A 26,497-nucleotide genomic window follows, 5' to 3' on the forward strand; every position below is an offset into this window, starting at 1 on the left:
ATTGCGGCAGGTCCCCGGGGTGACGACCCTGCCCATTTGTGCAAATATGAAATGGTTATTCATAGATAGCACAAGTCGCGCTGCAACATGGGGTGGATTTTGGGCAAGATGGCGCGATGTGAATAAATCGAACAAGGGGAGAGTCATGGCCACTCAAACGCCCAAATATCGCGCCCCGGCGCTCGACAAGGGGCTGGATATCCTTGAACTGCTGGCTGCCTCAAGCCGCCCGCTGAGCATTGCAGAAATCTCGGAAGGTGTGGGGCGTTCCCGTGGGGAAATCTTCCGCATGCTGCAGGTGTTGGAAGAACGCGACTACATCGCACGCGGCGAAGGCGACGTCGGCTACTCGGTCACGCCGCGACTGTTTCGCTTAGGCATGGAGCAGCCACCGGTAAAAAGCGCTATCGAAACGGCCATGCCGGTGATGCATCACCTGGCAGATGCCTGCGGCCAGGCCTGCCATCTGGTGGTGCCGTCCGGCGAGCAGATCGTGGTGGTGGCGCGCGTGGATCCTCCCGGCGAAGTGGCCCTGGTCGTGCGCGTGGGACATCGCCGCCCGATGTCGCAATCCACCTCCGGCCATGTGCTGCTGGCCTTTCAGGAAGAACAGACGCGTGAGCGTTGGCTGGATCTGATCCAGCGCTTCGAGCCCGCACTGGATCGCAAGAAGCTGATGCGCCTAGTGAACCAGTTGCACACGCGCGGCTATGCCTGCGAACGAAGCCACATCGTGGATGCCGTCACCGACCTTTCTGCGCCAGTGCTGCATCACGGCAGTGCCGTGTGCGCGCTGACCATTCCCTATATCGAACAGCAGAACGCCTCGCAGAGCATGGACGATGTGATCGCGGCCCTGCTCCGCGCCACCGGCGAGATTTCCGAAGCGTTGCAGTTCGGCTCCCCTCGCACTACCTGAAAACGAGTATTGAAACCATGCTGATACGCCGAAGCGTTTTGCTGGCTGCCGCGATGGCCGCCATCCTGTTCACCGGTAGCGCTGCGGCGCAGAACTTTGCCGACGTCAAACCTTCGCCGCAGCAGACGCATTGGCAGGATCTGGAATTCGGCGTGATCGTGCACTTCGGCACCAACACCTTCCTCGATCGCGAATGGGGTGATGGCACGGCGGATCCGAAAGTCTTCCATCCGGATCATGTGGATCCGGATCAATGGGCGCGTGCCGCCAAATCGGCCGGTGCGAAATACCTGCTGCTGGTCGCCAAGCACCATGATGGTTTTGCGCTATGGCCCACGGCACAAACCGACTATTCGGTGAAAAACAGCCCGTGGCTGGATGGCAAAGGTGATCTGGTGAAGATGACGGAGGATGCCGTGCGCAAGGAGGGCATGGAGTTTGGCGTCTATCTGTCGCCTTGGGATCGCCACGAACCGCGTTACAAAGATCCGGCCGCCTACGACAAGTTCTACATGGCAGAGATGGACGAGCTCGTACAAAGCTACGGCCCGCTGGTGGAGTGGTGGCTGGATGGTGCCGGCAGCGCAGGGCACGTCTACGATTTCAAGAAGTACATGGAAGAGCTGCGCACCTATCAGCCAAACACCATGGTGTTTGCCGACGTCGCGTTATTTGGCTACGGCGATATTCGCTGGGTAGGCCAGGAAGATGGCCATATTCGCGGCGAAAACTGGAATGTGATCGATCGCCACGGCGACCTGCGCTGGCGTCCGGTCGAAGTAGATACACCCCTGCACAAGCTGGAATGGTTCTGGCACCCGGATAGCGACAAGACACTCAAGAGCGTCGATGAGCTGATGGATATCTGGGAAAACAGCGTGGGCCGCGGTGGCCAGTTGATGCTCGGCCTGGCACCGAATCGTCACGGCTTGCTGCCGGATGCCGATATAAAACGGCTGAAAGAATTCGGCGACGCACTGCAGGCGCGCTACGGTGCGGACAAGAACCTGGCACGGCGTCATCTCGCCACGCTGCCCGGTGATCAGAATGCCGGCGCGGCCTTGGATGGCGATCCCGATACGTTCTGGTCGGCCCCGGAAGGCTCCCGTCACGCCACGCTCGAAGTGGATTTTGCCCAACCGGTCACCTTCGATCATGCGTTGACGATGGAATGGCTGAACGACGGGCAATGCGTACAGAAATATGCGATTGAAGCGTGGCTGCAAGGCAGTTGGACGCCGATCGCAAAAGCCGAGGCCATTGGTCACATGAAGATCGACCGCTTTACGCCGACAACGGCGTCGAAGGTGCGGCTGAATATTCTTTCGAGTGCTTGCACCGCGCGAATTCGGGAGTTTCAGTTGTTTGACATGGGGCAAGCGCGCTGAGGTTCGAAAGCACACGGCTTGCGCCCTCTTCCGGCCAGTCACCTCTCGCCCCGGTCAATGCCGGGGCGACGATCATGTTTCCGCCAAGACCCGATACCTCAGGAACCTGCGATCTCCATCGCATTCCACGCCAAGAACACTGAGGATTAATTGTGAAGAAAGGCCCAATCAAGGCTTTTCTGCCAGAATCCTGCTTCACAATCGGCGTGCGATAGCCATACCGCGCCGCCGAACGGGGGGATCCGTACAGGACACACGTTGCGACGCCTCGGTCAACAAGGCGTCGATCTGTACGTTTACTTTTCGTCAGCTACTGTCATGGCGGCCTAGTGCGTGGAAACATTGCTCGTTCAAGCGGTCACGGCGGCACCAACGCCTGAAACCCGCAACTACTCAGGAGAGATCGTTCCACAGGATGTGCCTACCCTTTCCCTCGTCATCTGTACCTTGGACGAGCATGAAGCCATTGGCGGCGTGCTGCGCGAGCTCGATGACCATTTGAAAGGTATCAGCCACGAAATCATCGTGGTGGACGACTCAGCCGACAACCGTACCGCCGACGTGGTGGATACCTATGCCGCTGAACACCCGGAAGTGCGGCTGGTGCGCCGCTATATGGCTAGCGGGTTGTCGTCGGCAGCCATCAAGGGCTGGGATGTCGCCCAGGGCCGTATCCTGGCGATCATGGATGGCGATGGCCAGCATGATCCTGCACTGATCAGGGCGCTGGTCGAAAAGCTCGCCAATCCGAACGTCGACGTCGCCGTAGCCAGCCGCTATCTGGACGACTCCCGTTCCGGCCTGCATGGGTTGCGGCATCGGCTTAGCCGCGCCGGCACCTGGCTTACCGATGTCACGCTGGGCGTGCCGCTAGCCGATCCGCTGAGCGGCTGCTTTGCAATGAGCCGCGACTGGTATACGCAAGTTCGGCGCAACTTGTCCGGCCTGGGCTTCAAGATCCTGATCGACGTGGTCGCCTCCGGCGCAAGAAAACCGCATACCGCGCAGGTTCCCACGTTGTTGCGTGCCCGCGCGGGCGGCGAATCGAAGTTGGATACACGTGTGGTCATCGACTTGATCGCGCTGCTGATCGAAAAACGCACACAAGGGCGCTTCACCGCGTCCGCACTGATGGGCGGCATGGCGGCGCTGAGCGCACTCTGCGTGCAGTGGCTCACACTCGGCGTGTTGCTGAAACTTGCCATGCCGTTGTGGCTGGCGGTATTGCTATCGGTGGGCCTTGGCCTTGCCGGCCGTTTCGGCGTGAACCTGCTGATGACGCCCCGATCGCGCCGCCCTTCCCATGCGTATGAGCTGCATCAACGATGGCTGATGTTCTGCCTGAGCCGCTGGAGTGACATACCTTTGAACGCAGGTTTCGCCATCGCGCTGTGCCTGGCTCATTGCCCATGGGCTATCGCTGTTTTGGCAGGCTTGCTGTTGGCGGAATCCCGCTACTACCTAGGCATCCATGCGGGAGCGCGTGCGTGAATGATGGATTGCGGGCGCCAGCCCGCTGGCAGGCCGTCGTCTATGGATTGATCGCACTGATCGCTTGCGCCGGAGCCTTTGCAGGGCTTTCCGCCAGCAGTTTGTGGATCGATGAGCTGTTCACGGTTTACCTGATTCACCACAACGGTGGTCTCGGCGAGGTATTTCACCGCGCGCTGACCGATACGCATCCGCCGCTGTATTACTTCATGCTGTATGCGTGGACGCGCTTGGCCGGCCTCTCGGAAATCGCCTTGCGCCTGCCTAGCGCGTTGTTTGCGGTCGCGTCGATTTTTATTTTCGCGTTTGGAATGCGCCGCGTGTTGAGCCGCACGGCAATCGCGTTTGCATGCGCGGTGGCTGGCGTTTCCGAGTTTTGGTTTGAGCAATCGCAGAATGCGCGCAGCTATGCCTTGTGCTTTGCGCTGTCCGCCGGCCTTCTATCCTTGGCTATCGCCTTCCGCCGCCGTGCGCAGGTGCGCACAGACTTTCCGCTTGCGCATTGGCTGGCACTGAGCCTGCTGGGTCTGATTGCCAGCCTCACCCACGCTTATCTATTGCTGGCAACCGGCATGGTGCTGCTGTTTCTGTTGCTCAGCCTGCCTTCCTGGCGTATTCGCGCCGCACTGGTTGTCACCGGTCTGGCGATACTCGCGTTCAACGTTGCGTATTACCGGATGATGATCCACTCCTCGCAGCAGGATCTGCAGGGTCTGTGGTTCGACAACAGCACCGGATTCTTCAAGCAACAGATCCGCTATGCGTTCTACGGGCTGATGCAGCGGCAGGTGATCGTGGTGACCGTGCTGCTGATCCTGTTCGGCATCCGGCAAAAGACGACGGGCGAAGGCTATTTCGTGCATGACGAGCAGAGTACGCGCTGGGCTACAAACCTGGCTGCTTTCGTACTCGTTGGCGTGATCGCTTGCGGTATCGGTGTGTCACTGGCCGTTGCGCCATCGTTTTCGGATCGCAATCTGCTTACTTGCATACCGTTCGCCTGGGTGCTGGTGGGGCGTCTCTACGATGCCGCCGGGCCACGCGGATACACACGTGGCAGCGTGGTGGTCGCTGTGCTTGGCATGCTGCTGGTCGGCAGTTATCTGCATCGGTTGCCGGGGCGCGAATTGCCGCGACGCGAAAACTGGCGTGCTTCGGCCCAGTACGTTTCGCAATTGCCAGGCTGCGCAGGACAGCTTGTGCCGGCGATTCTCCCGTATCGCTTCGGCCATGCCTCACCCTACTTCCGCGCACTCGCTGCGAATGATTTCTTCGGCTACTACATGCCAGCCGGCACGCCGATCCGCGCATACATGCCTGCCGAAGTGGCCGCGCGCCATCCCGTAGCGGAGCTGCCGCCGTTGTTCGCATCGCGTGCTGCCAACGCCGATACCGGCGGTTGCAGCTTGCTGGCTTGGGGCATCCATGATCTTGATGAAACATCTGCGCTGAAGATCGCCTTGGATCTCGCGCGCCAGCCAGGCATTGCGCCGCGGCGCGTGCTGATGCAGCAATTCATCGACTATCAGCCGCGACAACTGCGATGGGAAGAGGTGCCGGGAGGTTATGTTTATCTCGCGATCCCAGCCGCCACTCCCAGCACACAGGTCGCGCCACCGGTAACGCCAAACGTTCCGTTGAACAAGCAAAATGCTGCAACGCTGGGCGATCGCATCGTGGTGCAATACCTCACCACGTATACGAACCCAACACAGCCTGTGTATCAGGTGGATATTTTCGCCATCCAGCGCTGGAACCCGAAGGAAAAGAAAGAGCCGGTGCACCAGGATTTCCTGGCCGTGCATCGTTTGACCTGCGATGCACCGGTGACCAAGTCCAACTGGGATGTATGGCCTGATCCGACCTATCCCGGCTGCAGCCCTCTGCCGCCGCCGACATCTGCAGGAAAGGTCAACGGGCAGTTATGATGGTCACCTGAGCGAAAAACTCGGGCTTTTCCCGGAGACTGTCTGGGATGATCAATAAGACCAAGCACGACAGCCTGCCAAGCTTAGGCTCAGCCTTGAGCACGCTCGCAACGCGCGAGTGCCGCCGCTTGCTGCGTGCGCTGGCCATGCGCAAGCAGCGGCAGGAAGGCATTCACGAGGCACGCAAATCCTGCCGCCGCCTGCGCAGCATCTTGCCCTTGCTGCCACCCGAGCAACCGACTGATGCGGTGGATCATGGCTTGCGGGAGCTGGCACACAGTCTTGCTCCCCTGCGCGATGCGCATATGGCCGTGCGCACGGCGAAACTGCTGGCCACGGCGCACGAAACGTCCATCACTCGCCCGGTGCTCCAGGCGCTCGAGCGTCGCTGTGAACAGATGATCGATCACGCACTCAAACAAGATCCGCATTGGCGCCAGCGGCGCGTCGAGGCACAACGTATCGTCGCGGCTATCCATGCGCTGTCATGGCATGACATCCGCCCTTCCCTTGCCATACAAACGTTGAAACACAGCAAGCGCCGCGTGAAGAAAGCACGCAGGAAAGCGCTTGCGTTGCGTACGCCCGCCGCTTCGCACCGTTGGCGGCGGCGGGCGCGAAAGCTTCGCTATCAGCTCGAATTCCTGCGCAAGGCGCGTCGCATGGCGGGCATGAAGAAACACCGCACGCAGCAATATGGCGAGCAAGCCAAGCACCTATCCGCGGTGACCGACCAACTCGGATGGCGCCAGGACTTTCAGATTTTCCTGGACGCCGTCAAACAGCTGCCAAATTCCGCCAAAGTGCTGGCACTACGCCAGGAATTGAAGTCGAAGTCGGCAAGCTGGTCGGAGGCCGAGCTTCATGCCTGATGTCACTCAGTGGCACACCAGCACAGGAATATCGCAGCAGCCCAATACCCTGTTCGTTTCGCTACCCAGCAGCATGCGATCGAGCGTGGCATAACCATGCATGCTCATCACGATCAGGTCGCAATGCTGCATTTTGGCTGCGCCAACGATAGCCGTGTAGGGGCGATGATCGAACGCATATCCGCCATGACATGCCACACCGGCTTGGTTCGCCATGGCTTCGATCTCGGCCAGCCGCTGCTGCGCGCGTGTCACGGCACGCTCCGTATGCGAATCTTCCCGATGCCGGATGACGTCGGAGAAATACGCCACCGCAGCAAGCGGCGCCAGGACATGAAAGGCGTAGATACGGGCACCGAGTGAACGCGCCAGGTCGATGCCGATTTCCGCAGCATGCATGGCTTGGTCGGAGCCATCGGTGGGAACCAGGATATGCGAAAACATGATGCCTCCTTTGGGAAGAAACCCCACCGAGCGCATTGTTTTCATTCGTGGCTGCGTCGGCCATGGCTGCGACTGGCAAATCGCCGACCTGGCCCGACTTGATTGGGATATTACACCCCGCCAATGGGACAGCATGAAGCATGCGTCACCGGTGCCTGGCAGTTTTCGCTTGTGTTAAGACTGCCCGCACCCCATTTTTGAGCCATCTTTGCACCCTGAGGTAATCATGACGCTGGCGGAAACGGTGTCCCAAACCGTGAATGATGGCGAATTGCAGCGCTTCATCGAGAAGCATCGCCGCCTGTTCGTACTGACCGGTGCCGGCTGCAGCACGGATTCGGGTATTCCGGACTACCGCGATACCAACGGTGGCTGGAAACGCTCCCAGCCAGTGACCTATCAGGCGTTCATGGGTGAAGAACTCACCCGCAAACGCTATTGGGCGCGCAGCCTGGTCGGCTGGCGGCGCTTCGGCAAGGCCTTGCCGAACGCCACGCATCACGCCTTGGCTCGGCTGGAGCAGCTTGGCAAGTTGGCACTGCTGCTGACGCAGAACGTGGATGGCCTGCACCAGCAGGCGGGAAACCGCAATGTGGTGGACCTGCACGGGCGATTGGATACCGTGCGCTGCATGGGTTGCGAACATCGGTCGCCACGCCACGCGCTGCAACAAACCTTGCTGGAACTCAACCCGGCCTGGGCCAGGCTCGATGCCGCCGACGCGCCGGATGGCGACGCGGATCTCGACGGCCATGATTTCAGCAACTTCACGATAGCGCCCTGCCCGCGTTGCGGCGGCCTACTCAAACCGGATGTGGTGTTCTTCGGCGAGAACGTGCCGCGCGACCGCGTGGCAACGGCCATGCAGGCATTGGAGGCCGCCGATGCCATGCTGGTGGTGGGTTCCTCACTGATGGTGTTTTCCGGCTACCGTTTTGCGCACGCTACCGCCAAGGCCGGCAAGCCGATTGCCGCGATCAATCTGGGACGTACACGCGCCGATTCGCTGCTGAGCTTGAAAGTGGAACGCTCTTGCGCGGAGGCCTTGGCCTTTTTGTAGGTTGGGGTGCAAACCCCAACATCACCATCCAGATGTATTCCAATGTTGGGGTTTACACCCCAACCTACGGACGCTCAGCGGCGCGCACGAAAGAAATCGCGTAACAGTGCCGCCGATTCGTTGGCGAACAAACCACCCTGCACCTCGATGCGGTGGTTGTGCAGGTCGGAAATCAAGGTATCGAACACACTGCCGGCTGCACCGGTCTTGGGATCCATCGTGCCGTACACCACGCGCGCCACCCGCGCATGCACCAGCGCCATCGCACACATCGCGCAAGGTTCCAAGGTGACGTATAGAGTGGCATCGACGATGCGGTAATTCGCCAGTTTTTCCCCCGCTGCACGCAAGGCCATGATCTCCGCGTGGGCGGTGGGATCGTGCAAGGTGATATTGCGGTTCCAACCCAGCCCTACAATCTGTCCATCCTGCACCAGCACGGCGCCTACCGGCACCTCGTTCTCGGCATCACGGGCATGCTCAGCGAGCTGCAGCGCACGCCGCATGTAGGTTTCATCTTCCGCGCTGAACTCAGGCAAGACTTGGTTTTGGCTAGATTCGTCAGCCATTTCGGTGGTTTATGTGATGCTTAAAAATCGGCAGATGGGCAAATGATACAGGTTCGCTGCACCGACTTAGAGCTCAAGGCAAACCTTGCCAAAGTGGTTCTGCGATTTGTAATGCTGAAACGCAGCAGCGATTTCCGGTAGCTGAAAGCTGCGGTCGACAAGAGGCTTCAAGGAATGTGCCGTCAATGCGCGAACCATATCCTCTTGATCTGTCCGGCTGCCGATGGAGATCCCGCTGATGCGGATCTGGTTTGAAAATAGCGCTGGAATCGATACCTCTCCAGCAAAGCCAGTGAGGATACCGACCAGGGCGATATGTCCACCCATCCTGCAGGCGGCTATCGACTGGGCCAAGGTGCCAGGCCCACCGACCTCAACCACATGATCCACACCGCGTCCGTCGGTGAGTTCCTTGGCCTTCCGCCCCCAATCTGGCACAGCCTTGTAGTTGATCAGCATGTCCGCGCCGAGATGTTTTAGTTTTTCCAGCTTCTGCTCGGAGGAAGACGTAGCAATCACTCGAGCACCTGCCGCTTTAGCGAATTGCAGTGCGAACAGCGATACGCCACCTGTTCCAAGGATAAGCACTGTGTCACCGGGCTTCACCCGGCCGCATACCACCAGGCTTCGCCAAGCTGTGACGCCAGCGCAGGTGAGGGTCGCCGCCTCGACATGTGTATATCCGGCTGGTGCCTTGGTGAAAGCGTGCGATGGCATGCATGCGTATTCGCGGGCATAGCCGTCGATATCGTCACCCAATTCCCCTGTCTTGGTGGCAGGTGTCGGCTCGCCGCCCAGCCAATGGGGCCAGTAAGTGCTTACGACAGCGTCGCCGACATGGAACTCATGTACATCGTCGCCAACCGCAACGACTTCTCCTGCACCATCAGACAAAGGGATACGTCCGTCAGCGGTGGGCTTTCTGCCTAGTGCCACCATGTAGTCGTGGAAGTTCAACGAACACGCGCGGATCCTCACCAGCAATTCCCCGCGCTTTGGCTTGGAGGGAGAGTCTTCCTCGACCAGCTTGAGATTTTCCAAGCCCGCTGGCGCACTGAGCCTCACAAGTCTCATCGGATAGTTCCCTATTCAGTCGCGTTTGCGGAACGCGGCTTCGCCGGCCTCGGAAACCTCGACCCATTTCTTGTCGGGTTCCGCATTGGCGACATAGTTGTCGTGCCAATTCCACCATTTGTAGGGCGGGGTCTGCGGGTAGCCTTCGGGTGAGTCCTCCCACGTTTCCTGGCGGCCGAGCGGGGTGAGATCGAGATAGCTCCAGGTCGTCCCCATCGCTTCGTCGCCTCGGTTGTTGATGAAGTAAGTGCGAAACAGTTTGTCGCCGTCGCGAATGAACACGTTGTGGCCGTGCCATTGGTCCACGCCGAAATCCGCATCGAAACTGTCGGTGATCGTGTACCAGGGCATCTCCCAGCCCATCCGCACTTTTAAGCGGGCAATATCGGCCTGCGGCGCACGGGAGGCATAAACCAGCGTGGTGTCGCGCGCGTTCAAATGCGCGAGATGCGCAACCTGATCAGCGCCCAACGAGCAGCCACGGCAGGCTTGATCAGGCCAGCCATGCACGCCAGGCTCGTAGAAAGCGCGATAGACGATCAACTGCCGACGGTCTTCGAACAGATCGAGCAAGCTGACTTTGCCGTGAGGCCCTTCGAAGGAATAGGTCTTCTCCACGGCCGTCCACGGCATGCGCCGCCGCTCCGCCGCAAGTTTGTCGCGAGCGTGAGTGAAGGCCTTTTCCTTCACCAGCATCGCTTGGCGCGCGGCCTCCCACTCCTGAGGCGAGACGACCGGTGGCGTCTTCATGGTGCCAAGGTTCCCCTTCTTTTCCGACGATGTGCTCATGGTCATCTCCGCGTGCTGTGCAGGAGACGATAGTGCTCGCGGTCGCGCGAAGGATGGGAGTGACAAGTGTGGCGGGATTGTTGTCCTGAGCTCACGGGCGCGCGAGCCATAGAGCTGCGATACTCTCCCTGGCACAAAGTCTCGCAAACGCAGTAAGGGCGCCCTGCGGCGCCCTTACTGTTTAACTCACTCCCACTCGATCGTGGCCGGCGGCTTGCCGCTTATGTCATAAACCACGCGAGAAACACCGCGTATCTCGTTGATGATCCGGTTGGATACGTTGCCAAGGAAGCTGTATGGCAACTCGGCCCAGTGCGCGGTCATGAAATCGATGGTTTCGACGGCGCGCAGCGCGATCACCCATTCGTAAGCACGAGCGTCGCCTACTACGCCGACCGACTTTACTGGGAGGAACACAGCAAAAGCCTGGCTGACCTGGTCGTAGAGATCGGCCTTGCGCAGCTCCTCGATGAAGATGGCATCGGCGCGGGCCAGCAGCTCAGCATATTCGGGCTTTACCTCGCCCAGGATGCGTACGCCAAGGCCCGGGCCGGGGAACGGGTGGCGGTAGACCATGTCGCGGGGCAGGCCAAGTTCGACGCCGATGCGTCGCACCTCGTCCTTGAACAGCTCGCGCAGTGGTTCGACCAGCTTGAGCTTCATGTGGTCCGGCAGGCCGCCGACGTTGTGGTGGCTCTTGATCACATGAGCCTTGCCGGTCTTGCTGCCGGCCGATTCGATCACGTCAGGATAGATGGTGCCCTGGGCCAGCCACTTCACCTGACCGTTGCCCACAGCGGTGACCTTGGCCGATTCCTCGTCGAAGATCTCCACGAACAGGCGGCCGATGATCTTGCGCTTGGCTTCCGGATCAGCCACGCCTTCCAGCGCCTTGAAGTAGCGCTCTGCGGCGTTGACACGGATCACCTTGACGCCCATGTGCTCAGCCATGGTGGCCATCACCTGGTCGCCTTCCTGCCAGCGCAGCAGGCCGGTATCGACGAAGACGCAGGTGAGCTGGTCGCCGATCGCGCGATGCAGCAACGCGGCAACCACCGAGGAGTCCACGCCACCGGAAAGACCGAGCAGCACGTGATCCTTGCCAACCTGCTCACGCACGCGGGCGATCTGGTCCTCGATGATGTGCGCGGCGGTCCACAGCGTCTGGCAGCCGCAGATGTCGGTGATGAAGCGCTTGAGGAGCGCAGTGCCCTGTTTGGTGTGCGTCACTTCCGGATGGAATTGCACGCCATACCAGCGCTTGGCTTCGTTCGACATCGCGGCAACCGGAATGCGGTCGGTAACAGCGGTGACGGTGAAACCAGGCGGCGCTTTGGCGACGTGATCGCCGTGACTCATCCAGACGTCCAGCGCCTGGAAGGAATCGTGATCACTAATTCCACTTAGCAACTTGTCCGGCGAGACCACATTCACGCACGCATGACCGAATTCACGTGCATCGGCGGCCTCGGTAGCACCGCCCAGCTGTGCAGCGAGCGTTTGCATGCCGTAGCAGATGCCGAGAATCGGCAAACCTGAATCGAACACTTCCTGCGGCGCTTTGGGTGCACCGTGCACGGTGGTCGATTCCGGACCACCGGAAAGAATGATGCCCTTGGCACCGAACGCGGCGATCTCAGCGGGGTTATGGTCCCATGCCCAGATTTCGCAGTAGACACCGATTTCGCGAATACGCCGCGCAATAAGCTGCGTGTACTGCGCGCCGAAATCGAGAATGAGGATTTTGTCGCTGTGGATGTTGGTCATGGCAGCGAGATCTAAGGTGTAAGGAAGAAGGTTGCAAACGCCCCACCGTCATCCTGGCGCAGACCGGAACCCAGTGGAAACACGTCGTGCGAAGCACTCAAAACCGACTTTGGGTGCTTCGCACGCGTACCAAACTGGATTCCGGCGTTCGCCGGAATGACGCGCGATAGAACGCTCGTGTCGATCACGAATTGAGCCGGTAATTCGGCGCTTCCTTCGTAATCTGGATATCGTGCGGATGTGCTTCGGTAACGCCAGCTGAGGTGACCTTGACGAACTGCGCTTTGTTGCGCACGTCCTCGATCGTCGCCGCACCGAGATAACCCATCGACGCGCGCAGACCACCGATCAATTGGTGAATGATGTTGCGCAGCGGACCACGGTACGGCACGCGGCCTTCGATGCCTTCCGGCACCAGCTTGTCGGCGTCGGCTTCTTCCTGGAAGTAGCGATCCTTGGAACCCAGCGCCATCGCGCCGAGCGAGCCCATCCCGCGATAGCTCTTGTAGGAGCGGCCCTGGAACAGCTCCACTTCACCCGGCGATTCTTCGGTGCCGGCAAACATGGAGCCGAGCATCACCGTGGATGCGCCAGCCGCCAGGGCCTTCGGAATATCGCCCGAGTAACGAATGCCGCCGTCGGCGATCAGCGGGATGCTGTCCTTCAGCGCGCTAGCCACCATGTCGATGGCGGTGATCTGCGGCACACCTACGCCAGCGACGACGCGCGTGGTGCAAATCGAACCCGGGCCTACGCCAACCTTCACCGCATCGGCGCCGGCATCACGCAGAGCCAGCGCGGCATCGCCGGTGACGATGTTGCCGGCAATCAACTGCACTTGCGGGAAATTCTTCTTCACCCAGGCAGCACGTTCGATCACACCTTGCGAATGGCCATGCGCGGTATCCACCACGATCACGTCCACGCCCGCTTCGACCAGCGCTGCGACGCGCTGCTCGGTATCGCCACCTACACCGACAGCGGCACCGACGAGCAAGCGCTCATGCGCATCCTTGGCGGCGTTGGGGTTGTCGCGTGCTTTCTGGATGTCCTTGACGGTGATCAGGCCGCGCAGTTGGAACGCGTCGTTCACCACCAGCACTTTTTCGATGCGGTTCTTGTGCAGCAGTTGCAGTACTTCGTCCTGGCTTGCGCCTTCCTTCACGGTGACCAGCTTGTCCTGGCGCGTCATGATGTTGCGCACCGGATCGTCATGCTTGCGCTCGAAGCGCAGATCGCGGCTGGTGACGATGCCGACCAGTTGCTCCCCTTCCACCACCGGCACACCGGAAATGTTGTGTGCACTGGTGAGTTTGAGCACATCGCGAATCGAGGTGTGCGGCGTCACGGTAATCGGGCTGCGAATGACGCCGGCTTCGAACTTCTTCACCAGACGCACTTCGGCGGCCTGCTGCTCGGCAGTCATGTTCTTGTGGATGATGCCGATGCCGCCGTTCTGAGCCATGGTGATGGCGAGGCGGGCTTCGGTAACCGTATCCATCGCAGCGGACACGATCGGAATGTTCAGGCGGAGGTTCCGCGTGAGTCGCGTGGAGGTATCCACATCGCGCGGCAAGACTTGGGAATGGGCCGGGACGAGGTAGACGTCGTCGTAAGTAAGGGCCTCGGCGAGGATGCGCATGGAAAAGTCCCGCTGCAAAGAGAGGATTATACGCGGGAGTCAGGCGCGGCGCGAGTTTTGCTTTAGCTCTTCACCCCCTCTCCTCTACGGGAAGAGGGAAAAGCACTTACACATCGCGCGCTTCAGCAGCTTCCAAAGTGTTTTCCATCAATGTGGCCACCGTCATCGGCCCCACGCCACCGGGCACCGGCGTGATCCAACTGGCGCGTTCGGTGGCAGGGCCGAACTCCACATCGCCGACAAGACGCCCGTCATCCAGACGATTGATGCCCACGTCAACCACCACCGCACCGGGCTTCACCCATTCGCCTTTCACCAGGCCCGGCTTGCCGACTGCTACCACCAGGATGTCGGCCTGGCGCACGTAGGTTTCCAGATCACGGGTAAAACGATGACAGCACGTGGTGGTGCAACCGGCGATCAACAGCTCCAATGCCAATGGACGACCGACATGATTGGAAACGCCCACGACCACCGCATGCTGTCCGCGCACTGGACGATCGGTGTGTCCAAGCAGGGTCATCACGCCTCGCGGCGTACAGGGGCGCAAGCCGAAACGGCGTAAAGCGAGGCGACCGACATTGACGGCCTGAAAGCCATCGACATCCTTGCTGGGATCGATGCGATCGACCAGCGCGTCTTCATCGATGTGATCCGGCAACGGTGATTGCACCAGGATGCCGTGGATGGCCGGATCGGCGTTGAGCTTGTCGATCAGCGCAAACAGTTCGTCCTGCGTGGCGGTGGCCGGCAGGTCGTAATCGAAGGAGCGGAAGCCCACTTGGTGGCAGGCTTTGCGCTTGTTGCGCACGTACACGGAGGATGCCGCATCGGTCCCGACCAGCACCACGGCCAGGCCAGGCTCTACTTTGCCCAGTGCTTTGCGTTCGCTAACGCGCTTGGCGATGCGATCCAGCAGTTCCTGCGCGATGCGTTTGCCGTCGAGTATGCGTGCGCTCATGGTCGGTCCTGGCTTGCAAAGCGCGCATTATCCCATGCCGTGGCATCAGCCCGCTGAGCAGAACCGCTCGATATCTTCGTATCCGCGAAACTGAGCTGTCGATCCACATCCCGGACAAGCCGGATCGCGCGGCAACCGCGTTTCGCGAAAACGCATGCCCAGGGCATCGAAGGACAGCAGCCGCCCGACCAGCGGTTCACCGATGCCAAGGATCAGCTTCAACGCTTCGGTGGCCTGCAGCAGCCCCACGATGCCTGGCAGCACGCCCAGCACACCGGCCTCGGCGCAATTGGGTGCATCGGCTGCATCAGGCGGCTCGGGGAACAGGCAGCGGTAGCACGGCGAATCATGGCGACGTGGATCAAAGACACCAACCTGTCCGGTGAATCGTTCGACGGCGCCGTACACCATGGGCATGTTCATGCGCCGTGTCGCGGCGGCGAGCAGATAGCGCGCGGGGAAATTGTCGGCGCCATCAACCACCAGATCATGGCCGCGTAGCAACTGCTCGACGTTGTCGGCACGCAGCCGCTCATTACGTAATTCGACTTTCACGCGCGGATTGAGTGCATTCAAAGTCATACGCGCCGATTCGGTCTTAGCCATGCCCACACGCGCATCGGCGTGGATGACCTGGCGATGCAGGTTGGAGCGCTCGACACGATCGTCGTCGATCAACGTAAGCTGCCCGACTCCTGCGGCAGCGAGATAGAGCGCGGCAGGCGCACCGAGACCACCTGCCCCCAGCAAGACGACGTTGGCCTGGCCTAGCTTGTGCTGCCCGGCCTCGCCAACCTGTGGCAAACGCAGTTGACGCGCATACCGTTCTGCGGAATCCATATCGAGCTGCATGGCGCTGATCGGCAGACCTTCACGTTTCCAGCGCTCGAAGCCACCGGCCACGGAAGCAACATTCCGATAACCCATGCGCTGTAGCGCTTCGGCGGCAAACAAAGAGCGAACACCACTGCCACACAGCGTGAGTAATTCCCGGTCGCGGTTGGGTTCCTGGCTCTCTATACGTAGTTCGAGAAAACCACGCGACAAGGGCAAAGCACCAACGGGCGAACCGGTAGCGCGCTCGTTGTCCTCACGCACGTCGATCAGCAAGGCACCTTGGGCCTGCTTGCGCAGGGCTTCGGCAGGGAGAAGCTCGGGTACGCGTTGGCGTAGATCGGCGAGCCAGGATTCGCGGTCGAGGGTATTCATTCGGCTAGTTTAGCTCGCCACAGGCGGCCACCCTCTGTAGGTTGGGGTGCAAATCCCAACATCACGCCACCCGTAACAGCGACGTTGGGGTTTGCACCCCAACCTACAAGCGCAGCAGTTTTGGCCTTACTTCTTGCGCCGCTTTATCTCGCGGATCATCCGCTGCCGCTTGCGCTGCTGTCCCTCGGTCAGCACGTTCTTCCTGCCCGCAAAAGGGTTCTCGCCATCGCGAAAATCAATGCGAATCGGCGTGCCCTCCAGCTTGTAACGCTGGCGGAAGAAGTTTTCCAAGTAACGGCGATAGGCCGGCGCAATGTGCTTGGTGCGGCTGCCGTGAATCACGATAGTTGGCGGATTGCTGCCGCCGGGATGCGCGAAGCGCAGCTTGGGTGCGTGCCCGCGCACCAGCGGCGGCTGGTAGCCCTGATAGGCGCGTTCAAGCGTACGGGTGAGATCCGATGAGGTGAGTTCGCGCGTGGCGGATGTGTGAGCACGCACGATCGCACGCATCAGTTCGCGCAAACCCGAACCGTGTAGAGCCGAGATAAAGACCTGCTTCGCCCAATCGGCAAACACGAGCCGGCGCTCAAGCGCGCGCTGGCATTGCTCACGCGCATAGGTCTCCATGTCGTCCCACTTGTTGACGGCAATCACCAGCGCCCTGCCCTCGTCAATCGCATGGCCGATCAGGGTCAGATCCTGATCGGCAAGATTTTCGCGGGCGTCAACCATCACCACGACGACTTGCGCCGCAGCCATCGATTGCAGCGTCTTGATGACGCTGAATTTCTCCACGCCTTCGTCGACTTTCGACTTGCGTCGAACACCAGCCGTGTCGATCAGCGTGTAACGCTTGCCATCACGTTCCAGCGGCACACGGATCGGATCGCGCGTGGTACCGGCGACATCGGAAACGATCAGCCGGTTTTCGCCGAGCAGACGGTTGATCAACGTGGATTTGCCGGCATTGGGACGGCCTACAATGGCGACGCGGATGCTGCCTTCATCTTCTGGTGCGAGTTCTTCGTGCGCATCTTCCGGAAGCAGCGGCAGCACAGCGGTAACCAGCTCTTCCATGCCGCGATTATGCGCGGCGGACAACGGCAGCGTCTGGGCGATACCGAACACGGCAAACTCGGCCAGTGCATGCTGCACGTCGAGGCCATCGGTCTTGTTGACCGCGGCTATGATGGGTTTGCCGCTGCGGCGCAGCTCATCGAGGATGCTGCGGTCTTGCGGCAACAGACCGTCACGTGCATCGACCACGAACACCAGTACCTGCGCCTCGTCGATGGCGAGGCGCACCTGCTGTGCGGTGAGTGCATCGAGGCCTTCTTCGACACCGGACAAGCCACCGGTGTCGACCACGACGAAGGGATACGAACCGGTACGGCAAACACCGTAGTGGCGATCACGCGTGACGCCCGGCATGTCGGCCACCAGGGCGTCGCGGCTGCGCGTCAGCGCATTGAAGAGGGTCGATTTACCGACGTTAGGACGACCGACCAGGGCGATGACGGGCAGCACGGAACATGGTTCCAGTAATTACTTCGCACCAAGACGGTAAGCGGCGATGTGGCCCTCCACGTCTTCGATGTAGACCAGGCCGTTGGCCACGATCGGCTGTGCGCGAATGGCTTTCTTGGAAAGACGCTCGCGTCCGGCCAGCGCACCGTCGCCGGTCTGCAGCCAGTGCACGTAGCCTTCGATGTCGCCGACGACAATATAGTCGGCCTGCACCGCCGGTGCGGTCAGCCAGCGATACTTGAGATCGTCGTTCTTCCACATGTCGGCGCCGCTGCTCTTGTCGAACGCCCAAACTTGCGAATCGGTATTGACGCCGAACAAGCTATTGCCGCTAAGCGCCATCGAGGTATAGGTGGAGAACGGACGCGCCCACAGCGGGCGGCCACTAGGGCCATCCACGGCGGTGAGGTTGCCGTGGTAAGCCGAGGCGTAGAGCGTGCTGCCATCGAGCACAACGCCGCCGTCAGCGTCGTTCATGCGTTCGATATCGGTACGGCCTTCACCTGTCGCCAACTTTTGCTCCCACAGCTTGTCGCCGTTGTCTTCGCGCAGTGCCAACAGCTTGCCGTCGTCGCTACCGAAGAACACCACGCCGTTGGTGGCCAGCAGCGAGCCATTCCCACGAAGGCTAAGCAGCGGCACGCTGCCCTGATCGTTCACCCAGCGACGCTCGCCGGTGTTGCTGTCCAGGCCATACACGCGGCCGTCCTGCGTGCGCACCATCACCAGCGCGTTATTGATCGTCGGCGAGTCGATCACTTCCGACGGCAGCGTCGCAACCCAGCGCTGAGTGCCATCCTTGGAGCTGAGGCCATACACATGGCCGTCGAGCGTGCCGATGACGAGCAGATCGCCTGCTACCGCCGGACCACCGGCATAGAACGCATCTTTGCGTTTCTTATCGCCCCAGCCGAACCAGCCATGGGTGCGGCTCTTGTTTTCCCAGATGGTCTTGCCGGTATTGGGATCGAGCGCTGCGATCACACCATCCGTACTGGCGGCATAGAGCACGCCATCCACCACGGTGGGCTCCATGCGCACACCGCTCACGCCAGCGCCATGGCCGACGCGTTCTTTCCAGACCCGCGCGACCTGCACGGTCGGCTTGAAGTCTTTGGCCAGCGGTGTCGGCGGCTGGATGTTTTCTTTCTTGAAGGAATGACAGCCAGCAAGCGCTACCAGCGAGCCGGTCACTACGATCAGCCAAAAACGTTTCATGCACCCTGCTTCCCGGCCGTGGCCAGATCGTCGATTTTCATTTGCACTTCATTGTCCTGCGATGCGTTCGGCCCCATCGCGCTGACCGAGGCCTGATAGGCCTTGAGGGCATCGTCGCGCCGTCCCAGCTTGACCAGCGCATCGCCGCGTAGTTCCTGGCTCTCGATGGAGTAGCTGTTAGGCGGCATGCGATCCAGGGCATTCAATGCTTCCTGGGCGTTGCCCTTGCCCATCTGAACGTGCGCGATGCGCAACTCCACCAGCGCCTTCAATTCCGGACTGGGAGCATGCTGTTCGGCCCAGGCGAGCGAATCGAGCGCTTTGTCGGGCTGCTTGTCTTCCATCTGGCGGCGTGCACGGTCGCTTACGGCGAACAGCGCGTAGGGCGTATCGGAGTAATCCTTCATCAACTGCTGAATGATCACGTCGACGGCATTGGTGTTGCCCGTGTCGAGCACGCCTTGCAGTTGCTGGTAAAGACCAGATGCCTGCATCTGATGTTCAGTGCGATGGTTGCGCCATTGCTGGTAACCGAAGATGGCAATCAAGCCGATGACGACACCCACAGCGATCGACAGGCCATTCTGCCGCAGCCACTTTTGTACGCGTTCGCTCTGTTCGTAGTCGTCGTAAGCATTGAATGCCATGCAATCACCGTATCGCGAATAACGCCGGAAGGCGTGGAAAAAGGCGTTCTTGGCCGCCGCTATCCGGCGGCAGCGGCATCGCCCACCCGACGGGCGGGCAATGTGCAAGCATAACCGATCGAAGGGGGGTGAAGGCTATCGAATCCGCCCCTCAGGCACCGCTAGGCGTAGCCTTGCCGTCCTGAATGTCAACGCGGAAATGCGCGATGTTGGCACGACGATAAGAGTCGAGCGCCATGGGCTGGCCGTCGACAGTCACCTGCGCGCCATTCGCGTTGCCGATGCGCACTTCCAGCGGCTGGTCGCTGTGGTAGGTCTTGGTGGTGCCCGCTGGCAACAAGCCGTACTCCAACTTCGTGCCATCCTTGCTGACCACTTCTACCCAGCTTGCGTTAGCCAGATTGAGCGTTAGGCTGTGCGCCCCGCTTCCGGCAGCCACTGCTGGCGCATTGCCGGCAGCGGGAGCAGCGATGGCCGGTTCGTTGTCGAGATTGGGCATCGGCACCATGGAAGCCAGCAACGGCTGTTGCGCCGCCGCCGGGCTTGGCGCGGAAGCGGCGGCTGCCGGGGCCTTTACAGGCGTTCCCTGTGCCAAAGCAGTGGTACTTGCGACAACTTTCGCCGCACTGCTGGTGGAGGCGGCCGGCGCAGCAGCCGGCGGCGGTGCATCTTGCTGGGCGACTGGCGTGGCATCGAGCGGCGACAGACGGCTCATATCGCGCGTCAGCGTGCCCCGCATGCCCAACCATACGGTTGGCACGGCGATCACCAGTGTCAACACGACGTAGGTCGCGGCCTTGGCGTACTGATCCAGCAGATAGCGGGAATGCGACACGCCACCCGTGGAAACCAGTTTGGGCTGCGCTGGCTTGAGCTTGGCGAGGACCGCCTCGATCTCGCTTTCCTCGATCTCGAGATACTGCCCGTATTTGCGAAGGTAGCCACCCAGATACACCTGGTAGTCGATGCCGCCGAAGTCGTTGCTCTCGAGCTGGCGCAGTACGCGCACCGGCAGATGCAGGGCGTGACCGCAAGTTTCCAGATCCAGGCCACGCGCTTCGCGCACCGCACGCAAGCGCGAACCAAAACCGGGCTCTTCGTTAAAGCGGAATTCGGCAGCGCGCTGTTCCATGTTCGCTGCGGTCGTGGCGGACGTTTCGGAGGAAGTCTCCTGCTGCGCTGCCGGATTGGACTGCTCGGAAATCATGGGTGCACGGATGAATTGAGGGCCTGCGCCTGTTCCGAGTCCGGGAACTGGCTAAGCAGCCGTTTGCTGTAGTTTTGGGCGGCGTCCCTGTTACCCAAGTGAGATTCGATGTCGTAGCCGAGCTTCAAGGAGTCGGCATTGAATTGCCCCATCGCGTCGAGGCGCTGCAGGAATGCGCTGGCGTCGAAGTATTGCTGCTTGAGATAAAGCACGTGGGCAAGCTGCAGCAGCGCATTGGCATTATTTGGATTGAGCTGGATCGCCTTGCGAAGATTGGCCTCGGCGCCGGCTTGATCACCCATCTGCAGTTGGCAGATCCCTTGGTTGGCCAAGGCCACGTCCGGTGTCTTGTAGAACGGATCGGCGAGTGCCTTGGTGAAATACGGCATGGCATCCTGCCCCTTGCCGATACGGCACAGGAACTGGGCCAGGTTGTTGTTGGTATCGCCTTTGTCGGGCTGCAATTCCTGCGCCCGGCGGTAATGGGCTTCCGCATTCGGCACATCGTTGATGCGTTCGTAGATGTACGCCATCACCGTCTGCGCCGGTACGAAGGTCGGATCGTCCTGCACGGCGATCTTGACCTTTTCCAGCGCGCCCTGAAGATTGCCGATGTCGATGTAATGCTGCGCCAGGCGCGTATGCACATCGGCGGCACTTTGTGCTTTCTCTGCCTTGGTTTGCTTAGGCAACGTAGGCTCGGGAGGTGGAGTCGGCTGCGTCATCGACCGGTGACAGCCCGCCAGCAATGCTGCCAGGCAGATACCGAGCAAGATGCGATTACGCCGCATGAGCTGTCCCCTCGTCCAAACGCTTGCGGAATTCGGCCTGGCGACGCGTGCGATCCAACACTTGACCTTTCAACTGGCCGCATGCGGCATCGATGTCGTCGCCACGCGTACGGCGCAACATAGTGAGGATGTTCGCATTGAGCAACTGCGTCTGGAACGCCCGGATGACTTCCATTTCGGAGCGTTCGAAGCGAGTACCCGGGAACGGATTGAACGGAATCAGATTGACCTTGCAGGTCGGCAACTTGCGCATGAACTTGATCAGTTGGCGCGCATGCTCAGGCTGGTCGTTCACGCCTTTCATTAGCGTGTATTCGAAGGTGATGGATGTGCGCGGCTTGCGAACGATCCAACGTTGACATGCAGCCATCAGTTCGGCGATCGGGAAGCGCTTATTGAGCGGCACCAGTTCGGTACGCAGCTCATCGTTGGCCGCATGCAGCGATACGGCAAGCGATACGTCGATACTTTCGGAAAGCTTGTCGATCATCGGCACCAGGCCGGCGGTCGACAACGTGACGCGCTTGGACGCGAGGCCAAAACCGAGATCGTCGCGCATCAGGCTCATCGCCTTCACGACGTTGTCGAAGTTCAAGAGCGGCTCGCCCATGCCCATCATCACCACGTTGGTAATGCGGCGGTTCTGATGCGTGACGTTGCCGAGGTGCTTCGCGGCCACCCACATCTGGCCGATGATCTCGGACGTAGCGAGGTTGCGATTGAAGCCCTGGGTGGCGGTAGAGCAGAACTGACAGTTCAAGCCGCAGCCCACCTGCGAGGACACGCACAACGTACCGCGGGTGGGCTCGGGGATGTAGACCGCCTCGACGGCATTGCCGCCGTCCATGCCCAATAGCCATTTGTGCGTGCCGTCGGCAGCACCTTTATCGAACAGCGTGTTGGGCGGACCGACGTAGCACGTGGCTTCGAGCTTGGCGCGCAGCGCCTTGCCTACGTCGGTCATATTTTCGAAGTTGTCTTCCAGGCGGTGATAGATCCACTTCATCACCTGCTCGGCGCGATAAGGCTTCTCACCGAGCTGCGCAAAAAATTCACGCAGACCTTGGCGATCGAAATCGAGCAGATTGACTTTTTCCACCTGGTTCACTTGCGTTATTCGTTAGCGCGGAAACACTTCGGTTGTAGCGAAGAAGTAAGCGATTTCGTTTGCTGCGGTTTCGGCAGCATCCGAACCGTGCACGGCGTTCGCGTCGATCGATTCGGCAAAATCAGCGCGAATGGTGCCCTTGGCGGCTTCCTTCGGATTGGTCGCGCCCATCAGTTCGCGATTCTTGAGAACAGCGTTTTCCCCCTGCAGCACCTGGATCATCACCGGGCCGGAAATCATGAATTCCACCAGTGCATTGAAGAAGGGACGCTCGCGATGCACCGCGTAGAAGCCTTCTGCTTCTTTACGCGAAAGATGCTTCATCTTTGCTGCAACGACTTTCAGGCCCGCCTTCTCGAAGCGTGCGTAGATTTCACCGACAACATTCTTGGCAACAGCGTCGGGTTTGATAATGGAAAGGGTGCGCTCCAGCGCCATGCGGTCTGCTCCGGTTATGCGGACTAATTGATGGGCGGCCTGACAGGACAACGTCAGAAGGAAAGATAGAACTAAATACGTATGGAAATGCGGATTTAGCTCACGAAAGTTTGACAGATTCTAGCCCATAAGCAACCCCGCTCCGAGCGCTAGGCAAACGACTGTTTGACTGCTCCGGGGCGCCGCGCGTATCCTCAAACGATCGTTTGAACCACTCGACAGGCGTGTGCCCGTGAACAGTTCCGCCTCTACCAAGGAACGTATTCTGACCGCGGCCGAAGCGCTGTTTGCCCAGCGCGGATTCGAAGGCGCCTCGCTTCGCCAGCTCACCGCAGCCGCCGGCGTAAACCTGGCCGCCGTGAATTACCACTTCGGTTCCAAGGACCATCTGGTCGAGCAGGTCTTCAAGCGCCGCCTGGACCAGCTCAATGCCCGCCGCCTGGCTGCCCTGAAGCAGATCTCCGGACTCCCAGAGACAACGCTGGAAGACGTGCTGTCCGCCTTCATCCGCCCTGCCCTGGACCTCTCCCACGATGGCGGCGGCGGCCTGTTCATGCGCGTGCTGGCTCGTGCCTTTGCCGAACATGACGACAGCCTGCGCAAGTTCCTGTCCGAGAACTACGGCCACGTGATGCGGCAATTCACCAACGAGTTCGCCCGCTTGCTGCCCGGTTTGAGCAAGGAGGAGCTGTACTGGCGCATCGACTTGGTCACCGGCGCCCTGACGCATGCCATGTCGGGCTTCGGCATCATCCAGCGCAAGAGTGACGTCAGCGAAGTCACCCATCGCGAACAGACGGCCGAGCATCTGATCCGCTTCGCCGCCTCCGGCCTGCGCGCCCCCTGAATTCCTGTCATCGGGAGGCCATGTGCTTCCCGCACCTTCTTTACTTACCTGCTACGCATTCGTACTACGGAGAAGCCAATGACCGCTCCATCCCTCACGAAGTCCGCGCTACGCATCCGCAAGGCCGCGGTGCTCGGCGCCGGTGTCATGGGCGCACAGATCGCCGCGCACCTGACCAACGCCGACGTCGAAACCGTGCTGTTCGACCTGCCCGCCAAAGAAGGCCCCAAGAGCGGCATCGCCCTCAAGGCGATCGAGAATCTGAAAAAGCTCTCACCCGCCCCGCTGGCCGACGGCAACCGTGCTGCGGCCATCATCCCGGCCAACTACGAGGAAGACCTCGACAAGCTGAAGGATGTGGACCTGGTGATCGAAGCGATCGCAGAGCGGATGGATTGGAAGCTGGATCTCTATAAGAAGATCGCGCCGTACGTGTCGCCCACCGCCGTGCTGGCCAGCAATACCTCGGGCCTCTCCATCAATGGCCTGGCCGATGCGCTGCCGGAAGAAATGCGCCATCGCTTTACCGGCGTGCACTTCTTCAACCCGCCGCGCTACATGCACCTGGTGGAACTGATCCCGACCCGGCTCACCGACGCCAGCGTGCTCGAAGGCCTGGAAGCCTTCCTGACCACCACCGTTGGCAAGGGCGTGGTCTACGCGAAAGACACGCCGAACTTCATCGGCAACCGCATCGGCGTGTTCTCGATGCTGGCCACCATGCACCACACCGAGCAGTTCAAGCTCGGCTTCGACATCGTCGACGCACTGACCGGCCCAGCCGTCGGCCGCCCCAAGAGCGCCACCTACCGCACTGCCGACGTGGTGGGTCTGGACACCATGGCGCACGTGATCAAGACCATGGCCGATACCCTGGCCGATGATCCGTGGCACGAGTACTTCAAAGCACCTGTGTGGTTGAGCGGCCTGATTGAACAGGGTGCGCTGGGCCAGAAGACCGGCGCCGGTTTCTATCGCAAAGCCGGCAAGGACATCGTGGTGCTGGACGTGGCCAAGCGCGACTATCGCGCTTCCGAGCAAAAGGCTTCGGACGAAGTGTCGGCCATCCTCGCCATCAAGGACCCTGCCGAGAAATTCGGCAAGCTGCGCGCGTCCAGCGATCCGCAAGCACAGTTCCTGTGGGCCACCTTCCGCGACCTGTTCCATTACACCGCCTACCACCTGGCCGACATCGCCGACACCGCGCGTGACGTCGACTTTGCCATTCGCTGGGGCTACGGCTGGAAGCTCGGTCCGTTCGAGACCTGGCAGGCCGCCGGCTGGCAGCAGGTCGCGCAGTGGATCCAGGAAGACATCGACGCCGGCAAAGCGATGAGCAAGGCGCCGCTGCCGAAGTGGGTCACGGACGGCCGCCATGGCGTGCATGGCAAGAACGGTTCGTACTCGGCTGCCGCCAACGCCGACAAGCTGCGCTCGCAGCATCCGGTCTATAAGCGCCAGTTGTTCCCCGACGCGATCCTTGGCGAGAAGTTCGACCAAGGCACCACCGTATGGGAGAACGACGGCATCCGCCTGTGGACGCTGGGCGACGACAACGTCGGCATCATCTCGTTCAAGACCAAGATGAATACGGTCAACGATCAGGTGCTCGACGGCATTCAGTACGCCATCGGCGTGGCGGAAGAAAAACTCAAGGCCGTGGTGATCTGGCAGACCGCCGAGCCGTTCTCCGCTGGCGCGGATCTGAAGGGTGCACTGGGTTTGCTGCAAGCCGGCAAGGTCAAGGAATTCGATGCGATGGTCGCCAACTTCCAGCGCACCAGCATGCGCGTCAAGCATGCTTTGGTACCGGTGGTCTCGGCCGTGCGTGGTTTGTGCCTGGGCGGTGGTTGCGAATTCCAGATGCATTCGGCGCGTACAGTTGCTGCATTGGAAAGCTATATCGGCCTGGTCGAAGCCGGCGTCGGCCTGCTGCCTGCCGGTGGCGGTCTGCATGAACTGGCCATTCGCGCCGCCCAGAGCAACCCCAGCGATCCGTTCGAATCGCTGAAGAAAGTGTTCGAGACCGTAGCAATGGCGAAGGTTTCCGGCAGCGCGCTGGAAGCCAAGCAACTCGGTCTGCTGCGCGAGAGCGACGTGGTGGTGTTCAACGCTTACGAATTGCTCTATGTCGCCAAACAAGTGGCCAGCTCACTCGCCGAAAGCGGTTGGCGTGCACCGCTGTACGCTCGCAACGTCCCGGTTGCTGGCGACGTCGGTACCGCTACGTTCAAGGCTTCGCTGGCCAATCTGCAAGCTGGCTATTTCGCCTCCGAGCACGACGTCGCGATCGCTACGCGCATTGCCGACACGCTATGCGGCGGCGCGATCGAGCGCGGTTCGTTAGTGGATGAGGAGTGGCTGCTGGATCTGGAACGCAAGTATTTCGTGGAGCTGGCGCAGACGGAGAAAACGCAGGCACGCATCGCTCACACGATGACGACCGGTAAACCGCTCAGGAACTAAACGCTCGTCGCTCCGACGCAAGCCGGAGCCCAGCGACTTTCGCACGCACCACCAAAGACACTGGGTCCCGGCTTTCGCCGGGACGACGGAAAAACCAAACGGCGTCGCCGCACGGTGCGCGACGCCACGGAGCAA

General features: G+C 60.6%; 23 protein-coding genes. 8 read left to right on the plus strand and 15 right to left on the minus strand.

The genetic code is table 11. The features are described 5' to 3' along the window. The first annotated feature begins 145 nt into the window (after positions 1 to 145). The 5 genes from IEX75_RS17725 (at position 146) to IEX75_RS17745 (ending at position 6,598) form a co-directional block, all read left to right on the plus strand. Positions 146 to 919 (plus strand): IclR family transcriptional regulator, encoded by a 774-nt coding sequence (locus IEX75_RS17725; RefSeq protein WP_188796205.1) that lies wholly within the window; start codon positions 146 to 148, stop codon positions 917 to 919. Between the two features lie 17 nt (positions 920 to 936). After that, the gene (locus IEX75_RS17730) at positions 937 to 2,307 is read left to right on the plus strand and encodes an alpha-L-fucosidase (protein ID WP_188796207.1); all 1,371 of its coding nucleotides are present in this window, start codon (positions 937 to 939) and stop codon (positions 2,305 to 2,307) included. A gap of 333 nt (positions 2,308 to 2,640) precedes the next feature. Then, the gene (locus tag IEX75_RS17735) at positions 2,641 to 3,798 is read left to right on the plus strand and encodes a glycosyltransferase (RefSeq protein ID WP_188796209.1); all 1,158 of its coding nucleotides are present in this window, start codon (positions 2,641 to 2,643) and stop codon (positions 3,796 to 3,798) included. After that, positions 3,795 to 5,726, plus strand: a complete 1,932-nt coding sequence (locus IEX75_RS17740; RefSeq protein ID WP_188796211.1) for a glycosyltransferase family 39 protein — start codon at positions 3,795 to 3,797, stop codon at positions 5,724 to 5,726. Before IEX75_RS17735 ends, IEX75_RS17740 begins: the two co-directional genes overlap by 4 nt. A 95-nt stretch (positions 5,727 to 5,821) precedes the next feature. Then, positions 5,822 to 6,598, plus strand: a complete 777-nt coding sequence (locus IEX75_RS17745; RefSeq protein ID WP_229720934.1) for a CHAD domain-containing protein — start codon at positions 5,822 to 5,824, stop codon at positions 6,596 to 6,598. 6 nt (positions 6,599 to 6,604) lie between these two features. Here the strand turns inward: IEX75_RS17745 and IEX75_RS17750 are convergent, their stop codons facing one another. Then, positions 6,605 to 7,042: a universal stress protein gene (locus IEX75_RS17750; RefSeq protein ID WP_188796216.1), complete on the minus strand. Its 438-nt coding sequence runs from the start codon at positions 7,040 to 7,042 to the stop codon at positions 6,605 to 6,607. A 226-nt stretch (positions 7,043 to 7,268) separates the two neighbouring features. On the opposite strand from IEX75_RS17750, the gene IEX75_RS17755 reads away from it, so the two are divergent. After that, positions 7,269 to 8,102 carry an NAD-dependent protein deacetylase gene (locus IEX75_RS17755; RefSeq protein WP_188796218.1) on the plus strand — a complete coding sequence of 278 codons (834 nt, stop codon included), beginning with the start codon at positions 7,269 to 7,271 and terminating at the stop codon, positions 8,100 to 8,102. A gap of 74 nt (positions 8,103 to 8,176) precedes the next feature. On the opposite strand, the gene tadA is transcribed toward IEX75_RS17755, so the two are convergent. From tadA to ndk, 14 genes are all read right to left on the minus strand, one after another. After that, complete coding sequence (gene tadA, locus IEX75_RS17760; RefSeq protein ID WP_188796220.1) at positions 8,177 to 8,671, minus strand: tRNA adenosine(34) deaminase TadA; 495 nt, start codon at positions 8,669 to 8,671, stop codon at positions 8,177 to 8,179. 66 nt (positions 8,672 to 8,737) lie between these two features. Beyond that, positions 8,738 to 9,745 (minus strand): zinc-dependent alcohol dehydrogenase family protein, encoded by a 1,008-nt coding sequence (locus IEX75_RS17765; protein WP_188796222.1) that lies wholly within the window; start codon positions 9,743 to 9,745, stop codon positions 8,738 to 8,740. Positions 9,746 to 9,760: 15 nt separating this feature from the next. Next, positions 9,761 to 10,534 (minus strand): DUF899 domain-containing protein, encoded by a 774-nt coding sequence (locus tag IEX75_RS17770; protein ID WP_229720935.1) that lies wholly within the window; start codon positions 10,532 to 10,534, stop codon positions 9,761 to 9,763. 186 nt (positions 10,535 to 10,720) lie between these two features. After that, positions 10,721 to 12,301, minus strand: a complete 1,581-nt coding sequence (gene guaA, locus IEX75_RS17775; RefSeq protein WP_188796226.1) for a glutamine-hydrolyzing GMP synthase — start codon at positions 12,299 to 12,301, stop codon at positions 10,721 to 10,723. Between the two features lie 184 nt (positions 12,302 to 12,485). Beyond that, the gene (gene guaB / locus IEX75_RS17780; RefSeq protein ID WP_188796228.1) at positions 12,486 to 13,943 is read right to left on the minus strand and encodes an IMP dehydrogenase; all 1,458 of its coding nucleotides are present in this window, start codon (positions 13,941 to 13,943) and stop codon (positions 12,486 to 12,488) included. A 106-nt stretch (positions 13,944 to 14,049) separates the two neighbouring features. Next, positions 14,050 to 14,904 (minus strand): bifunctional methylenetetrahydrofolate dehydrogenase/methenyltetrahydrofolate cyclohydrolase FolD, encoded by an 855-nt coding sequence (gene folD, locus IEX75_RS17785; protein WP_188796231.1) that lies wholly within the window; start codon positions 14,902 to 14,904, stop codon positions 14,050 to 14,052. A 45-nt stretch (positions 14,905 to 14,949) separates the two neighbouring features. Beyond that, complete coding sequence (gene moeB, locus IEX75_RS17790) at positions 14,950 to 16,113, minus strand: molybdopterin-synthase adenylyltransferase MoeB (RefSeq protein ID WP_188796233.1); 1,164 nt, start codon at positions 16,111 to 16,113, stop codon at positions 14,950 to 14,952. A 126-nt stretch (positions 16,114 to 16,239) separates the two neighbouring features. Further along, positions 16,240 to 17,640 (minus strand): ribosome biogenesis GTPase Der, encoded by a 1,401-nt coding sequence (der, locus tag IEX75_RS17795; RefSeq protein WP_188796235.1) that lies wholly within the window; start codon positions 17,638 to 17,640, stop codon positions 16,240 to 16,242. Between the two features lie 18 nt (positions 17,641 to 17,658). Next, on the minus strand, positions 17,659 to 18,858 hold the full coding sequence (gene bamB / locus IEX75_RS17800; RefSeq protein ID WP_188796237.1) for an outer membrane protein assembly factor BamB: 1,200 nt from the start codon (positions 18,856 to 18,858) through the stop codon (positions 17,659 to 17,661). Then, on the minus strand, positions 18,855 to 19,505 hold the full coding sequence (locus IEX75_RS17805) for a YfgM family protein (RefSeq protein ID WP_188796239.1): 651 nt from the start codon (positions 19,503 to 19,505) through the stop codon (positions 18,855 to 18,857). Before IEX75_RS17805 ends, bamB begins: the two co-directional genes overlap by 4 nt. A 151-nt stretch (positions 19,506 to 19,656) precedes the next feature. Beyond that, positions 19,657 to 20,712 carry a helix-turn-helix domain-containing protein gene (locus IEX75_RS17810; protein WP_229720936.1) on the minus strand — a complete coding sequence of 352 codons (1,056 nt, stop codon included), beginning with the start codon at positions 20,710 to 20,712 and terminating at the stop codon, positions 19,657 to 19,659. Then, positions 20,709 to 21,503: a type IV pilus biogenesis/stability protein PilW gene (gene pilW / locus IEX75_RS17815; protein ID WP_188796242.1), complete on the minus strand. Its 795-nt coding sequence runs from the start codon at positions 21,501 to 21,503 to the stop codon at positions 20,709 to 20,711. Before pilW ends, IEX75_RS17810 begins: the two co-directional genes overlap by 4 nt. After that, positions 21,493 to 22,611, minus strand: coding sequence for a dual-specificity RNA methyltransferase RlmN (gene rlmN / locus IEX75_RS17820; RefSeq protein WP_188796244.1), 1,119 nt, complete (start codon positions 22,609 to 22,611; stop codon positions 21,493 to 21,495). Before rlmN ends, pilW begins: the two co-directional genes overlap by 11 nt. 12 nt (positions 22,612 to 22,623) lie before the next feature. Further along, positions 22,624 to 23,049 (minus strand): nucleoside-diphosphate kinase, encoded by a 426-nt coding sequence (gene ndk / locus IEX75_RS17825; RefSeq protein WP_188796246.1) that lies wholly within the window; start codon positions 23,047 to 23,049, stop codon positions 22,624 to 22,626. Between the two features lie 232 nt (positions 23,050 to 23,281). Between ndk and IEX75_RS17830 the strand changes: the two genes are divergently transcribed. Beyond that, entirely contained in the window at positions 23,282 to 23,896 is a 615-nt protein-coding gene (locus IEX75_RS17830) for a TetR/AcrR family transcriptional regulator (protein ID WP_188796248.1), read from the plus strand. 78 nt (positions 23,897 to 23,974) lie between these two features. Next, entirely contained in the window at positions 23,975 to 26,362 is a 2,388-nt protein-coding gene (locus tag IEX75_RS17835; RefSeq protein WP_188796249.1) for a 3-hydroxyacyl-CoA dehydrogenase/enoyl-CoA hydratase family protein, read from the plus strand. The last annotated feature ends 135 nt before the right edge of the window (positions 26,363 to 26,497 follow it).

Origin of the sequence: Dyella nitratireducens (assembly GCF_014642835.1) — a bacterium.
Taxonomy (GTDB): Bacteria; Pseudomonadota; Gammaproteobacteria; order Xanthomonadales; family Rhodanobacteraceae; genus Dyella_B; species Dyella_B nitratireducens.

Excerpts from the sequence above, each read along its gene's own strand:
- ndk (WP_188796246.1), bottom strand. The coding sequence starts at position 23,049 with ATGGCGCTGGAGCGCACCCTTTCCATTATCAAACCCGACGCTGTTGCC.
- IEX75_RS17730 (WP_188796207.1), top strand. The coding sequence starts at position 937 with ATGCTGATACGCCGAAGCGTTTTGCTGGCTGCCGCGATGGCCGCCATC.
- guaA (WP_188796226.1), bottom strand. The coding sequence starts at position 12,301 with ATGACCAACATCCACAGCGACAAAATCCTCATTCTCGATTTCGGCGCG.
- bamB (WP_188796237.1), bottom strand. The coding sequence starts at position 18,858 with ATGAAACGTTTTTGGCTGATCGTAGTGACCGGCTCGCTGGTAGCGCTT.
- IEX75_RS17805 (WP_188796239.1), bottom strand. The coding sequence starts at position 19,505 with ATGGCATTCAATGCTTACGACGACTACGAACAGAGCGAACGCGTACAA.
- IEX75_RS17755 (WP_188796218.1), top strand. The coding sequence starts at position 7,269 with ATGACGCTGGCGGAAACGGTGTCCCAAACCGTGAATGATGGCGAATTG.
- IEX75_RS17725 (WP_188796205.1), top strand. The coding sequence starts at position 146 with ATGGCCACTCAAACGCCCAAATATCGCGCCCCGGCGCTCGACAAGGGG.
- IEX75_RS17750 (WP_188796216.1), bottom strand. The coding sequence starts at position 7,042 with ATGTTTTCGCATATCCTGGTTCCCACCGATGGCTCCGACCAAGCCATG.
- guaB (WP_188796228.1), bottom strand. The coding sequence starts at position 13,943 with ATGCGCATCCTCGCCGAGGCCCTTACTTACGACGACGTCTACCTCGTC.
- IEX75_RS17765 (WP_188796222.1), bottom strand. The coding sequence starts at position 9,745 with ATGAGACTTGTGAGGCTCAGTGCGCCAGCGGGCTTGGAAAATCTCAAG.
- tadA (WP_188796220.1), bottom strand. The coding sequence starts at position 8,671 with ATGGCTGACGAATCTAGCCAAAACCAAGTCTTGCCTGAGTTCAGCGCG.
- IEX75_RS17835 (WP_188796249.1), top strand. The coding sequence starts at position 23,975 with ATGACCGCTCCATCCCTCACGAAGTCCGCGCTACGCATCCGCAAGGCC.
- IEX75_RS17770 (WP_229720935.1), bottom strand. The coding sequence starts at position 10,534 with ATGAGCACATCGTCGGAAAAGAAGGGGAACCTTGGCACCATGAAGACG.
- pilW (WP_188796242.1), bottom strand. The coding sequence starts at position 21,503 with ATGCGGCGTAATCGCATCTTGCTCGGTATCTGCCTGGCAGCATTGCTG.
- IEX75_RS17810 (WP_229720936.1), bottom strand. The coding sequence starts at position 20,712 with ATGATTTCCGAGCAGTCCAATCCGGCAGCGCAGCAGGAGACTTCCTCC.
- moeB (WP_188796233.1), bottom strand. The coding sequence starts at position 16,113 with ATGAATACCCTCGACCGCGAATCCTGGCTCGCCGATCTACGCCAACGC.
- folD (WP_188796231.1), bottom strand. The coding sequence starts at position 14,904 with ATGAGCGCACGCATACTCGACGGCAAACGCATCGCGCAGGAACTGCTG.